Source organism: Pseudomonas syringae group sp. J254-4 (assembly GCF_032586855.1).
GTDB classification, from domain to species: Bacteria; Pseudomonadota; Gammaproteobacteria; order Pseudomonadales; family Pseudomonadaceae; genus Aquipseudomonas; species Aquipseudomonas amygdali.
The window spans coordinates 122,532-136,295 of record NZ_JAWHOO010000016.1; the positions used below are offsets into that span (position 1 = coordinate 122,532).

Consider the following 13,764-nt stretch of genomic DNA (forward strand, 5'->3'; position numbering starts at 1 on the left):
CTACGGCGGCCAATTGGCCGGGACAGATGGAATTAGCTTGAAGCCAAGATGGGGGTAGCGTCCAAAAAAAACAAGCTCTAGAGCCACGACCCGCCAAGATCAATTTCTTCATACAAAACGAATGAACGGCTGAAAAATGCAAAAGGGGGCCAAAAAGGCCCCCTTCCGTATTACTTCACACGCCTATACACCTGCGTGTGTTACGCGTCAGGGGCAACCTTGGCAGGCGGCTCACTGTTTTCGTAGATCAGCAGCGGCTTGGACGTACCGTCGATAACGCTCTCATCGATCACCACCTTGCTCACGTCACTTTGCGACGGAATTTCGTACATGGTGTCGAGCAGCACGCCTTCTAGGATGGAACGCAAGCCACGGGCACCGGTCTTGCGCTCAAGCGCGCGACGGGCAACCGACTTCAGCGCGTCGGTGCGGAACTCGAGGTCCACGCCTTCCATCTCGAACAGCTTGGCATACTGCTTGGTCAGCGCATTCTTCGGCTCGGTGAGGATCTGTATCAAAGCAGCCTCATCCAGCTCGTCCAGCGTTGCAAGCACTGGCAGACGGCCCACGAACTCAGGGATCAGACCGAACTTGACCAGATCGTCAGGCTCGACTTCACGCAGGGACTCGCCAACCTTCTTGCCCTCCTCCTTGCTGCGAACTTCGGCATTGAAGCCGATGCCGCCACGGGTGGAACGGTTCTGAATGACCTTTTCCAGGCCCGAGAAGGCGCCACCGCAAATAAAGAGAATATTGCGTGTGTCCACTTGCAGGAATTCCTGCTGCGGATGCTTGCGACCACCTTGCGGAGGAACGGAAGCCACGGTGCCCTCGATCAGCTTCAGCAAGGCTTGCTGCACGCCTTCGCCGGAAACGTCACGAGTGATCGAAGGGTTGTCGGATTTGCGCGAAATCTTGTCGATTTCATCGATGTAGACAATGCCCATCTGAGCCTTCTCGACATCGTAATCACATTTCTGCAACAGCTTCTGGATAATGTTTTCAACGTCCTCACCCACATAACCGGCTTCGGTCAGGGTGGTGGCGTCAGCGATGGTGAACGGCACATTGAGCAGACGGGCCAGTGTTTCGGCCAGCAGCGTCTTGCCGGAGCCCGTAGGGCCGATCAGCAGGATGTTGCTCTTGCCCAGTTCAACGTCGTCATTCTTCTTGTCGCGCTGGTTCAAACGCTTGTAGTGGTTGTACACCGCTACTGCGAGGACCTTTTTGGCACGTTCCTGACCGATTACATACTGGTCAAGGATGCCGCTGATTTCTTTAGGCGAAGGCAATTTATGCGCGCTGCTTTCGGCCTGTGCTTCCTGCACCTCCTCGCGGATGATGTCGTTGCACAGGTCGACGCACTCGTCGCAGATAAAGACCGAGGGGCCGGCAATCAATTTGCGCACTTCATGCTGGCTTTTGCCACAGAAGGAGCAATAGAGCAATTTGCCGTTGTCCTCGCCGTTGCGGGTGTCAGTCATTCGATCGATCCAATCCGGTAGGCTTGCAACACAAGATGAAGGCTATTGCGGGCTTTTTCAAGTCCGCAGGCGGTCGGTTGTGCCGACCCCCTACATTTTGAGCCGCTTAGGCAGGCATTTGACGCTTGTTGATCACGGAGTCGATCAGGCCGTATTCAGCCGCACGCTCTGCGCTCATGAAGTTGTCACGCTCGGTGTCGCGCTCGATGGTTTCGAGGCTCTGGCCGGTGTGATGCGCCAGTAGCGAGTTGAGACGATGACGAATGTGCAGGATTTCCTTGGCATGGATGTCGATATCCGACGCCTGACCCTGGAAACCGCCCAGCGGCTGGTGAATCATCATCCGCGAGTTGGGCAGGCAATGACGCTTGCCTTCTGCACCACCGGCCAGCAGGAAGGCACCCATGCTGCAAGCCTGACCGATACAGATAGTCGAAACGTCCGGCTTGATGAACTGCATGGTGTCGTAGATCGACATGCCTGCTGTCACCGAACCGCCCGGCGAGTTGATGTAGAGATGGATATCCTTGTCCGGGTTTTCCGCTTCAAGGAAGAGCAGTTGTGCCGCGATAAGGTTGGCCATGTAGTCCTCTACCGGACCAACCATAAAGATGACTCGCTCCTTGAGAAGGCGCGAATAGATGTCATAGGCGCGTTCGCCACGGGCGGACTGCTCGATAACCATCGGGACCAGGCCGCCAGCGGCCTGGATGTCAGAGTTCTGCTGAATATAAGAATTGCGGGACATGTCCTGCATTCACTCCCAAATAGTCGAGTCTTGAATACGCACAAGCCAGCGCGAAGGCTGGCTTGTGGGTGTTTTCGCACGAAAAGAGAAATCAGTCGGCTTTTGGAGCTTCCACCGGCTTGACAGCTTCTTCGTAGGAGACCGATTTGTCGGTCACGCTAGCTTTCTGCAAAACAGTATCTACAACTTGCTCTTCAAGCACAACAGAACGTACCTCGTTCATTTGCTGCTCGTTCTTGTAGTACCAGGCAACAACCTGCTCAGGCTCCTGATAGGCGGATGCCATTTCCTGGATCATTTCACGTACGCGAGCATCATCAGGCTTGAGGTCGAACTGCTTGACGACCTCGGCAACGATCAGGCCCAGCTCGACGCGACGCTTGGCTTGCTCTTCGAACAGCTCAGCCGGCAACTGGTCTGGCTTGATGTTGCCGCCGAACTGTTGAACAGCCTGGACGCGCAGACGGTTGACTTCGTTTTCCAGCAGCGCTTTAGGCACTTCGATCGGGTTGGCAGCCAGCAGACCGTCCATGACCTGATTCTTGACCTTGGACTTGATCGCCTGACGCAGCTCGCGCTCCATGTTCTTGCGAACCTCGGTGCGGAAGCCTTCGATACCGGTTTCCTTGATGCCGAACTGCTTGAAGAACTCTTCGTTCAGCTCAGGCAGCTTTGGCTCGGAAACGGTATTGACGGTCACGGTGAACTCGGCAGCCTTGCCGGCCAGCTCGAGGTTCTGATAGTCCTCGGGGAAGGTCACGTTCAGAACGCGCTCCTCACCGGCCTTGGCACCAACCAGACCGTCTTCGAAACCAGGAATCATGCGACCCGAACCCAGCACCAGCTGGGTAGCCGTGGCAGAACCGCCAGCGAACACTTCGCCGTCGACCTTGCCCACGAAATCGATGTTCAGCTGGTCTTCGTTCTGGGCAGCACGGTCGGCCACTTCAAAACGAACGTTCTGCTTGCGCAGCACTTCCAGCATGTTGTCCAGATCGCTGTCCGCCACGTCGGCAGACAGGCGCTCTACGGCGATGGTGTCGAAACCGGCAACGGTGAATTCCGGGAATACTTCGAAAGTAGCCACGTATTCCAGGTCTTTGCCTTTTTCGAAAGATTTCGGCTCTACAGCAGGAGCACCGGCCGGGTTCAGCTTCTGCTCAACCACAGCTTCGTAGAAAGTAGCCTGAATCAGATCGCCCAGTGCTTCCTGACGTGCGCCGTCTTCATAACGCTGACGGATCACGCTCATAGGCACCTTGCCTGGGCGGAAGCCCGGGATCTTGGCTTTACGTGCGGTCTGCTGCAGACGCTTGTTGACTTCAGTCTCGATGCGTTCGGCAGGCACGCCAATGGTCATGCGGCGCTCAAGAGCGGAAGTATTTTCAACAGAAACTTGCATGGATATTCCTCGTTGCACAGACGTTAGCCGGCCGTTTCCGACCCCAGAATCAAGGGCATGCATTCTAGTGGGTCAAACTCAAGAAGTCACCCTACTGAAAAAGGGCGGGTTAACAAGAAGGAATCGGACTACAGCCGGAGGAGAAAGGAAAACACCTCGCATCACTCGCGACGTGTCTGGCACGGCCCCTATATAAGGAAACCTCTGCGCCGGACGATGACCGAATCCATCTACATAGCACGCCCCACTCGACCGGCGGCAGTATGGCCGCCGGACCCGCGAGGCGATGGAACGAATACGCCAAAACAAAAAAAGCCGCACTAGGCGGCTTTCTTTTTGTAGCTTTTGCAACCGAAGCGTTAGCACTCGACTACAGCTATCCTGGTGCGGACGGAGAGACTCGAACTCTCACACCTTGCGGCGCTGGAACCTAAATCCAGTGTGTCTACCAATTCCACCACATCCGCATTTCAGACTTTTAAAGCAAAGGCGCCAGACTATGAATCTGGCGCCCTTCTTAATATGGGGTGGACGATGGGGTTCGAACCCACGACCGCAGGAGTCACAATCCTGTGCTCTACCAACTGAGCTACGCCCACCATATTGCGCGTGACGATACAACTTACTTGCTGTGCCAAAGCTGCCTTGAATGGCGCACCCGGCAGGACTCGAACCTGCGACCATCCGCTTAGAAGGCGGATGCTCTATCCAGCTGAGCTACGGGCACTTATATAATTTGTATTCTTGCGAGAACAAACTAAAAGGCTTTCAATCACACCGAGCTGATTTGCAACTCTGCCTGACCTAATCAACCAGTGCTAGCTTAACCAGTGCTGGGCTCTGCCCGGCAAGTGCGACGAATCTTATAGACGGCCCCTGGGGTCGTCAACCTTTTTTTGAAAAAAATTCAGCTAGATAAAGGAGTTAGCGGAATATCCACAGCATGCGCCTTTGCCCTCGCGCCATGTCATGCGAGAATGCGCGCTCATTTTATTTCCTCTCGATGGTTAATCACGCGTCATGACTGCAAAACTAATCGACGGCAAGGCGATCGCCGCCAGCCTGCGCCAGCAGATCGCCAAACGTGTCGCCGAACGTAGCCAGCAAGGTCTGCGCACGCCGGGCCTCGCGGTGATTCTGGTCGGCAGCGACCCTGCCTCTCAGGTCTATGTCTCTCACAAGCGCAAGGACTGCGAGGAAGTCGGCTTTATCTCCCAGGCCTATGACTTGCCCGCTGATACCACTCAGGTTGCGCTGACCGATCTGATCGACCGCCTCAATGAAGACGCCGCTGTCGACGGCATCCTCCTGCAATTGCCTTTGCCAGCCCATCTGGACGCATCGCTGCTGCTCGAGCGCATCCGCCCGGACAAGGACGTGGACGGTTTCCATCCTTATAACGTCGGCCGTCTGGCCCAGCGCATTCCCCTGCTGCGACCGTGCACACCCAAAGGGATCATTACCCTGCTGGAAAGCACCGGAGTCGATCTGTACGGGCTGGATGCTGTGGTGGTTGGCGCGTCGAACATTGTCGGCCGCCCCATGGCGATGGAATTGCTGCTGGCGGGCTGCACCGTTACCGTGACCCACCGTTTCACCAAGGATCTGGCAGGCCATGTAAGCCGTGCCGATCTGGTGGTGGTTGCCGCTGGCAAGCCCGGCCTGGTCAAGGGCGAATGGATCAAGCCCGGCGCGATTGTCATCGACGTCGGCATCAACCGTCAGGACGATGGCAAGCTGGTTGGCGACGTGGTTTACGAGACTGCCCTGCCCCGCGCCGGCTGGATCACCCCGGTCCCTGGCGGCGTTGGCCCCATGACCCGCGCTTGCCTGCTGGAAAACACGCTGTACGCAGCGGAAACCCTGCACGACTGATCAGCCTGCAGCAATAAAAAACGGCACCTTCAAGGTGCCGTTTTTTTACCCCGACAAAACGTTACTTCTTGCCAGCCTCCCAGCTTTTCAGCAGGTCAGCGTAAGCGATGGTTTCACCCTTCGGTTTCTCGTTGGCAAGCTTGCGTTGCGGCGCGAGGAATTTGCCACCGCTTTGCTCAGCCTTGGTATACCACTCCTCGGCAGAGGTCTCGGGGTTCATCTTCGGCGCACACTTGCTGGCTTCCTGAACCTTGGAACGTTCGATGCGCGTCATGATGGCATCCTGATCCTTGGCCAGACCGTCCAGCGCCTGCTGTGCTGTCTTCTCGCCGGTGACCGCCTCGGCAACGTGGCTCCACCACAACTGTGCCAGTTTCGGATAATCAGGCACGTTGGTCCCGGTAGGCGACCACTGCACACGCGCCGGGCTGCGATAGAACTCCACCAGACCGCCCAGTTTCGGTGCCAGCGCGGTCATCTCCTTGGAGTTGATGTCGGACTCGCGAATAGGCGTCAGACCGACAATGGTCTTCTTCAGCGAAACGCTTTTCGAGGTCACGAACTGCGCATACAACCAGGCCGCCAGGCGCTTCTTCTCGTCGGAAGATTTCAGGAAGGTCCATGACCCCACGTCCTGATAACCGAGCTTCATACCTTCTTTCCAGTAAGGTCCTTTTGGCGAAGGTGCCATGCGCCATTTCGGCGTGCCATCGGCGTTCATGACTGGCAGGCCGGGCTTGGTCATGTCGGCAGTAAAGGCGGTGTACCAGAAGATCTGTTGCGCGACGTTACCCTGCGACGGAACCGGCCCGGACTCCGAAAAGGTCATGCCCGCAGCTTCAGGCGGTGCGTAGGCTTTCAGCCAGTCGATGTATTTCTGGGTCGCGAACACTGCCGCTGGCCCGTTGGTATCGCCACCGCGGGTAATGCTGGAGCCGACCGGATGGCAATCCTCTACACGGATGCCCCACTCGTCCACCGGCAAACCGTTAGGCAGGCCCTTGTCGCCACTGCCGGCCATGGAGAACCAGGCATCGGTGAAGCGCCAGCCCAGCGACGGGTCCTTCTTGCCGTAATCCATGTGCCCGAAGACTTTCTTGCCGTCGATCTCCTTGACGTCTTCGCTGAAGAATTTGGCAATGTCTTCGTAGGCCGACCAGTTGACCGGGACGCCCAGCTCATAGCCGTACTTGTCTTTGAACTTCTTTTTCAGGTCGGGACGTTCGAACCAGTCGGCACGGAACCAGTACAGGTTGGCGAATTGCTGATCAGGCAGTTGATAAAGCTTGCCGTCCGGCGCGGTGGTAAACGAGGTGCCGATGAAGTCTTTCAGGTCCAGAGTCGGCGAGGTGACTTTGCTGCCTTCCGGACTGGCCATCAGGTCGGTCAGCGACAGCGCCTTGCCATAGCGGAAGTGCGTACCGATCAGGTCCGAGTCGTTGACCCAGCCGTCGTAGATACTTTTGTCCGACTGCATGGCGGTCTGCAGTTTTTCGATCACATCACCCTCTTGCAGCAAGTCATGGGTGACTTTGATACCAGTGATTTCAGTGAAGGCCTTGGCCAGGGTTTTCGATTCGTACTCGTGGGTGGTCAGGGTTTCCGATACCACCTTGATGTCCATGCCACGGAACGGCTCGGCGGCCTTGATGAACCACTCCAGCTCTTTCAACTGTTCTGCATCGGAAAGCGTACTCGGCTTGAATTCACTGGCCGCCCACTTCTTCGCCGCATCTTCGTACTGATCTGCCCACGCCGAAACACTCAACCCGCTGAGCATCATCATGGTCGCCAGCGTCACGCTATGTTGCAGCTTGTTTTTCTTATTGAACATAGTCATCTCCAATGTTGCTTTTATGTAGTCCCGCTTTTCGAATATCGCCGACCGGATCACCCCGGCAATCGCGCCCGGCCGCCCTCTAACCCCAACGCATCACCACCAACAGCCACACCAGGGAGGCCCCTGAAGCAATCCAGACACTCCAGTCGGTCGCGCCGATCACCAGCAAATGCAGGTAAGCGCTACCCAGAAGCCCAATGAACAAACGGTCGCCACGCGTGGTGGCAATCGGCAGAAAACCACGGCGCTCGATACTTGCCGAGCGCAATTCCCATACGGTCATTCCCGCCAGCAGCAATGCGATGCTGATGAAAAAGGCCGCGGTGGGCAGTGTCCAGGACATCCACTCCATTTTTTCGACTCCTCAGACACGACCAAGAGCAAAGCCCTTGACCACATGGTTGCGAACGAACCAGATCACCAGCATACCCGGCAGGATAGTCAACACCCCCGCCGCCGCCAGCACGCCCCAATCAATACCCGACGCCGAGACTGTACGGGTCATTACCGCAGCAATCGGTTTGGCATTGACCGATGTCAGGGTGCGCGCCAGCAACAGCTCAACCCAGGAGAACATGAAGCAGAAAAACGCGGTAACACCGATACCCGAGCCAATCAACGGAATGAAAATCTTCACGAAAAACTTCGGAAAGCTATAACCGTCGATGTAGGCCGTTTCATCAATCTCCTTGGGAACGCCGGACATGAAGCCCTCCAGAATCCACACCGCCAGCGGAACGTTGAACAAGCAATGCGCCAGAGCAACGGCGATATGCGTGTCAAAAAGGCCGATGGACGAGTACAGCTGGAAAAACGGCAGCAGGAACACGGCCGGTGGCGCCATGCGATTGGTCAGCAGCCAGAAGAACAGGTGCTTGTCGCCGAGAAAACGATAGCGTGAAAACGCGTAGGCTGCCGGAAGCGCAACGCTCAGCGATATCACGGTATTGAGGCACACGTAGTACAGCGAGTTCAGGTAACCGCTGTACCAGCTTTCGTCGGTGAAAATCACCTTGTAGTTGGCCAGGGTAAAGTCCTGCGGCCACAGGGTCAGGCCACCGAGGATCTCGGTATTGGTCTTGAACGACATGTTGATCAGCCAGTAAATCGGCACCAGCAGAAACAACAGGTAAATCCACAGCGGTATGATTTTGCGCAGACTCATGACCAGCCCCTCAATTCTTTTCGCTGTGAGTCATGGCGGTGTAGAACACCCATGACACCAACAGAATGATCAGGAAGTACACCAGCGAGAACGCCGCCGCAGGCCCCAGGTCGAACTGCCCGAGCGCCATGGTGGTCAGGGTCTGACTGAGGAACGTGGTGGAGTTGCCAGGACCGCCACCGGTGAGCACGAACGGCTCGGTGTAGATCATGAAGCTGTCCATGAAGCGCAGCATCACCGCGATCAGCAGCACGCTTTTCATCTTCGGCAGCTGGATATGCCGAAAGATGGCCCAGCCGGAGGCACGATCAATCCGCGCCGCCTGATAGTAGACATCCGGAATGGCGCGCAGCCCTGAGTAGCACAGCAAGGCCACCAGTGAGGTCCAGTGCCAGACGTCGATGACCAGCACTGTCACCCAGGCATCCGAAGCATTGGCGGCGTAGTTGTAGTTGATGCCCAGCACGTTGTTCAACGTGTAACCCAGCAAACCGATATCGCCACGGCCGAAGATCTGCCAGATGGTGCCGACCACGTTCCATGGAATCAGCAACGGAATGGTCATCACGATCAGGCACAACGATGACCAGCGACCTTTGGTGGGCATGGTCAGAGCGATCGCGATACCCAGCGGGATCTCGATCAGCAGCACGCAACCCGAGTAAATGAACTGGCGCAGCAGCGAATCGTGCAGGCGCGGGTCCTGCAAGACCTGGCGGAACCAGTCAGTACCGACAAAATAGCGGCTGGACTGGTCGAAGATGTCCTGCACCGAGTAGTTGACCACGGTCATCATCGGGATAATCGCGCTGAATGCCACCAGCAGAAACACCGGCATCACCAGCCACCAGGCTTTGTTGTTCTGCACCTTACGCATGGGACACCTCACTGGCCGGGCCGGCTTCAAGCAGGTAATCGTCGGCATAGAGCATCAGCCATTGACCTGGAAAGCTGATCCAGGCCTGACCGTGCGGCACCGGTTTGTCTTCCTGCAAACGAACCTTGAGCAGTTGCCCGGCCAGTTTCAGGGTAATGATCTTGTAGGTGCCGAGGTCTTCCACATAGGTTACGTCGGCGCACATCGCATCGTCGTAAGGCCCGTCCCAGACATGCACGAACTCTGGACGAATGCCCACTTTCAGACTTTTCCACGGTGTACTGGCAAGCTTTTGCTGCAACGACTCAGGCAGCGGCAGATGAATGTCGGCAAAACCGACACCGCCCGGTTGAGGCGTGACGTCAATCAGGTTCATGCCAGGGCTGCCGATGAAATAGCCGACAAAGGTGTGTGAAGGCTTTTCAAACAGCTCCCGCGGTGTGCCGAACTGCACAATCTGTCCGCCATACATCACCGCAATCTTGTCGGCGAAGGTCGACGCCTCCAGTTGATCGTGGGTGACGTAGACCATAGTGATATTGAATTGCTCGTGGATCTGCTTGAGCTTGCGGCGCAGTTTCCATTTCAGGTGCGGGTCGATGACCGTCAGCGGCTCATCGAAGAGAATCGCGGAAACGTCATCACGTACCAGACCGCGCCCCATCGAGACTTTCTGCTTTTCGTCCGCGCTGAGGTTGCGCGCTTTCTTTTTCAGCAGCGGCTGCAGGTCCAGGACATCGGCAATTTCGTTGACCTTGATGAGAATCCGCGCCTCGTCCAGGCCCTGATTGCGCAACGGAAAGGCCAGGTTATCGAACACCGTCATGGTGTCGTAGATCACTGGAAACTGGAAAACCTGAGCGATGTTGCGACGCTCTGGCGGCAGTTCGTTGACCACTTTCGAGTCGAACAGCACTTGCCCTTGAGAGGGACTGAGCAGCCCCGAAATGATATTGAGCAAGGTCGACTTGCCGCAGCCGGAAGGCCCGAGCAGCGCGTAAGCCCCGCCCTGCTCCCAGATGTGACTCATCTCGCGAATTGCATAGTCGTCAGGACCAGGCTTGGCGCTGTAACTGTGCGCCAGGTTCTGCAAGCGGATCTCGGCCATCAGGCAACCCTCGCCATGCGCAGGCCCGGCGCCTGAATCAGGCCGCCCTGCTGATCGAATACAAATAATTTGTGAGTCGGGATGTACACCCGAATCGATGCGTCAACGTCGTAGGCATGCACGCCCGGCAGGTGCAAAACCAGTGAAAACAGCTCGTTGCGCACATGCAGAAAGGTTTCCGAGCCACTGATCTCTGCCAGCTCGACGGTGACCGCCAGCTCCAGATCATCATCGTTGGAAGGCACAAGGCTCAAATGGCTGGGACGCACGCCAAAGCGGTATTCACCATCACCGACGGCCCGCAGGTCGACGTTGAGCGGGAAATGCACAAAGTTGGCGAAGCTGACTTCATTGCCGTCTATACGGCCCGGCATCAGATTGATCGGCGGTTCAGAGAACAGCTCGGCCGCCAATACCGTGCTAGGCCGGTGATAGACCTCGGGAGTCTTGCCGCTCTGCACCACCCGCCCTTCATGCAGAATAGTGGTGGTACCACCCAGCGCCAGCGCTTCATTGGGCTCGGTAGTGGCATAGATGGCAATGGTATGGCGGGCTGCAAACAGCTCGCGCATTTCCTGACGCAGCTCTTCACGCAGCTTGTAATCAAGGTTGACCAAAGGCTCGTCGAACAGGATCAACTCGGCGTCCTTGACCAGCGCCCTGGCCATCGCGGTGCGCTGCTGCTGCCCACCGGACAATTCGAGCGGGTGGCGTTGCAGGAATTTTTCGATGCGCAGCATCTTCGCCGTTTCCTGCACACGGCTGTGGATCACGTCCTTGGACAGACCGGCCTGACGCAGCGGCGAGGCGATGTTTTCGAACACCGTCATGCTTGGGTAATTGATGAACTGCTGATAAACCATCGAGACATTGCGCAGACGAACCGGTCGATTTGTAACATCGACCCCGTTCATCAGCACCCGCCCGCTGTCAGGCTTGTCCAGCCCGGCCATCAGGCGCATCAGGCTGGTTTTGCCGGACAGGGTTCGCCCCAGCAGAACGTTGAAAGATCCTGGCTCAAAGCTCAGGGAAGCGTCGTCGATCCAGACCTGACCATCGACCGCGCGACTGACGTGCTCCAGCGTGAGAGACATGGCGTGCCCTTTGTTGTTTTTTTCTTAAGGGTGAATGCGTGACTGTTTGCAGATAGCGACATTCGTGCCAGTTCGGCCAGATTGCTTGCGAGCCGCGAAACAGAGCCCTCCCCCGTATTCAGGGGGCGAAAGCCCTTTCACAGCTGAACAATAATGAACAGTAAACACTGAACACTTGAACAAAATGAACATTGACTTTGAACAAAACTGAACGACACTGGACGGACGTTGCGGGCAAGGATGGTCACGCCGACGGGACCTAAAAACAAAAACAACACGTCATATTCGCAGGCATCCTCATGTCTCAATCCAGCGCTTCGCTCGTTCACGACATCATCATTCAGGATTCATGGAGGCGCTGCCGGGATTTCGGTCTCAGCCATCAGACGCGTCCTTCATTCGGCCAACTGCCGGGCGCTGAGGTTTCCAGGCTGCTGGAGCGCCATCACGGGCTGGTGCAGACCACCCATCAGGAAGTCCTGCCGGTCTACGAAAACATTCTGAGCAACTCCAATTGCCTGATTCTGCTGGCCGACCCTCAAGGCCAGTTGCTCAAATCCTGGGGCGCGCAACGCTTCGTCGAGTCTTCCCAGGCACAGGGCTTCATGGCTGGTGCCAGCTGGAGCGAACGGGGCACCGGCACCAATGCCATCGGCACAGCACTGGCCTGTGAGCAGGCCATTCACATTGAACCGGACGAGCATTTCCTCAAGGCTAATCGCTTCATGACCGGTTCGGCTTCACCGATCTTCGATGCTGATCGACGCATCATTGCCGTGCTGGATGTGTCCAGCGACAGTTTCCTGCCCCCCTCGCATACGCTGGGTATGGTCAAAATGATGAGTCAGTCGGTGGAAAACCGACTGATCCTCGATCAGTTCCGCGACTCGCACTATCAGTTGATTTTCAATACGGGCCTGAACAATCTCGACAGCCAATGGGCAGGCCTGCTGATTTTTGATGAAAGCGGCCAGATCCTTTGCGCCAATCGACGCGCTGACAATTTATTGGGGACGCCGCCGTCCGGTGCCAGTATCGAAACGCTGTTCAAGTGCCCTATCCTGCAACTGCTCAGCGAGACAGAAGCGCGGCCGTTTGCACTACACGCGTTTGGCAACAATCGCTTTCAATGTCTGCTCAAGCGTCCGACCCGCAAGCCGCTGAAGCTGCACAGCGTCCAGCCGGTTCAGGCACCTGTCGCGCCGCGGAGCCTGGACCTGGAAGCGATCAGCTTGGGTGACGCAAAAATCGAGAAAGCTGTGAATCAGGCGCAGCGGCTGCTGGAAAAAGACATTCCGCTGCTGATCCACGGGGAAACCGGGGTCGGTAAGGAAGTGTTTGTCAAAGCCCTGCATCAAGCCAGTAGCCGCGCCACTCAGCCGCTGATCGCTGTCAACTGCGCGGCGATCCCGGCCGAACTGGTCGAAGCCGAGCTATTTGGCTATGAAAGAGGGGCGTTTACCGGTGCCAGTCAAAAAGGCAGCATTGGCCTGATCCGCAAAGCCGATAAAGGCACGCTGTTTCTGGACGAAGTCGGCGACATGCCCCTGCCGGTACAGGCGCGACTGTTGCGTGTGCTGCAAGAGCGCTGCGTCCAGCCACTGGGCAGCAGTGAGTTGTTTGCGGTAGATATACGCCTTATTTCAGCCACCAATCGCAGCCTGCGCGATCAGGTTCAGACGGGGCGATTTCGCCAGGACCTTTATTACCGGATCAGCGGCTTGAGCATCGAACTCCCGGCACTGCGCGAGCGCACCGACAAACATGCACTCATCCAGCGTATCTGGGAGCGACATCGCGACGCTCATCAACGGGCGGGTTTTTCCAGAGAAGTGCTCGAACTATTCGAACATCACCCGTGGCCGGGCAACATTCGTCAGCTCAACAGCGTGATTCAGGTGGCGCTGGCTTTGGCAGATGAACAGCCGATCAGTACCGAGCACTTGCCGGAGGATTTTCTGCTGGATATGGGCATGGATGAGGACTGCCGAGAGCTGGTGAAGGCTCAGGAATCCACCGTGCGCCTTCACACGACAGAAGACCTGAGCCAACTGTTTCAAGCGGCTGGCGGAAATATTTCACAGCTGGCAAAACGCCTGGGCGTAAGCCGCAACACATTGTACAAGCGGTTGCGGGAACAGCGGATTGTCTAGTTTTTGGCTTTCGGCAGA

General features: G+C 56.8%; 11 protein-coding genes and 3 tRNA genes. 2 read left to right on the plus strand and 12 right to left on the minus strand.

Annotated elements, in window-relative coordinates; genetic code table 11:
- Positions 1-200 precede the first annotated feature (200 nt).
- From clpX to RYB09_RS18945, 6 genes are all read right to left on the minus strand, one after another.
- A complete protein-coding gene (clpX, locus tag RYB09_RS18920; protein ID WP_002552735.1) occupies positions 201-1,484 on the minus strand; it encodes an ATP-dependent Clp protease ATP-binding subunit ClpX in 1,284 nt (427 codons plus the stop codon).
- 106 nt (positions 1,485-1,590) lie between these two features.
- Positions 1,591-2,232 carry an ATP-dependent Clp endopeptidase proteolytic subunit ClpP gene (clpP, locus tag RYB09_RS18925; protein ID WP_002552734.1) on the minus strand — a complete coding sequence of 214 codons (642 nt, stop codon included), beginning with the start codon at positions 2,230-2,232 and terminating at the stop codon, positions 1,591-1,593.
- Positions 2,233-2,323: 91 nt separating this feature from the next.
- Positions 2,324-3,634: a trigger factor gene (gene tig / locus RYB09_RS18930; protein WP_002552733.1), complete on the minus strand. Its 1,311-nt coding sequence runs from the start codon at positions 3,632-3,634 to the stop codon at positions 2,324-2,326.
- A 382-nt stretch (positions 3,635-4,016) separates the two neighbouring features.
- Positions 4,017-4,101 (minus strand) — tRNA-Leu (locus RYB09_RS18935).
- Between the two features lie 56 nt (positions 4,102-4,157).
- A tRNA-His gene (locus RYB09_RS18940) sits at positions 4,158-4,233 on the minus strand.
- 51 nt (positions 4,234-4,284) lie between these two features.
- A tRNA-Arg gene (locus RYB09_RS18945) sits at positions 4,285-4,361 on the minus strand.
- 293 nt (positions 4,362-4,654) lie between these two features.
- Between RYB09_RS18945 and folD the strand changes: the two genes are divergently transcribed.
- Positions 4,655-5,509 carry a bifunctional methylenetetrahydrofolate dehydrogenase/methenyltetrahydrofolate cyclohydrolase FolD gene (gene folD / locus RYB09_RS18950; protein WP_044321922.1) on the plus strand — a complete coding sequence of 285 codons (855 nt, stop codon included), beginning with the start codon at positions 4,655-4,657 and terminating at the stop codon, positions 5,507-5,509.
- 61 nt (positions 5,510-5,570) lie between these two features.
- On the opposite strand, the gene RYB09_RS18955 is transcribed toward folD, so the two are convergent.
- From RYB09_RS18955 to RYB09_RS18980, 6 genes are all read right to left on the minus strand, one after another.
- Positions 5,571-7,343 carry an ABC transporter substrate-binding protein gene (locus RYB09_RS18955; RefSeq protein ID WP_044321923.1) on the minus strand — a complete coding sequence of 591 codons (1,773 nt, stop codon included), beginning with the start codon at positions 7,341-7,343 and terminating at the stop codon, positions 5,571-5,573.
- An 85-nt stretch (positions 7,344-7,428) separates the two neighbouring features.
- Positions 7,429-7,701, minus strand: coding sequence for a DUF2160 domain-containing protein (locus tag RYB09_RS18960; protein WP_002552730.1), 273 nt, complete (start codon positions 7,699-7,701; stop codon positions 7,429-7,431).
- A gap of 12 nt (positions 7,702-7,713) precedes the next feature.
- Positions 7,714-8,514 (minus strand): carbohydrate ABC transporter permease, encoded by an 801-nt coding sequence (locus RYB09_RS18965; RefSeq protein ID WP_003315280.1) that lies wholly within the window; start codon positions 8,512-8,514, stop codon positions 7,714-7,716.
- Positions 8,515-8,524: 10 nt separating this feature from the next.
- Entirely contained in the window at positions 8,525-9,391 is an 867-nt protein-coding gene (locus RYB09_RS18970; protein WP_002552729.1) for a carbohydrate ABC transporter permease, read from the minus strand.
- Positions 9,384-10,499, minus strand: coding sequence for an ABC transporter ATP-binding protein (locus tag RYB09_RS18975; RefSeq protein WP_005733169.1), 1,116 nt, complete (start codon positions 10,497-10,499; stop codon positions 9,384-9,386). The genes RYB09_RS18970 and RYB09_RS18975 overlap by 8 nt, the downstream gene beginning before the upstream one ends.
- Positions 10,499-11,593: an ABC transporter ATP-binding protein gene (locus tag RYB09_RS18980; RefSeq protein WP_002552727.1), complete on the minus strand. Its 1,095-nt coding sequence runs from the start codon at positions 11,591-11,593 to the stop codon at positions 10,499-10,501. The genes RYB09_RS18975 and RYB09_RS18980 overlap by 1 nt, the downstream gene beginning before the upstream one ends.
- A 299-nt stretch (positions 11,594-11,892) precedes the next feature.
- Here RYB09_RS18980 and RYB09_RS18985 point away from each other — a divergent pair, with 299 nt between their 5' ends.
- On the plus strand, positions 11,893-13,746 hold the full coding sequence (locus RYB09_RS18985) for a sigma-54-dependent Fis family transcriptional regulator (RefSeq protein ID WP_058408480.1): 1,854 nt from the start codon (positions 11,893-11,895) through the stop codon (positions 13,744-13,746).
- The last annotated feature ends 18 nt before the right edge of the window (positions 13,747-13,764 follow it).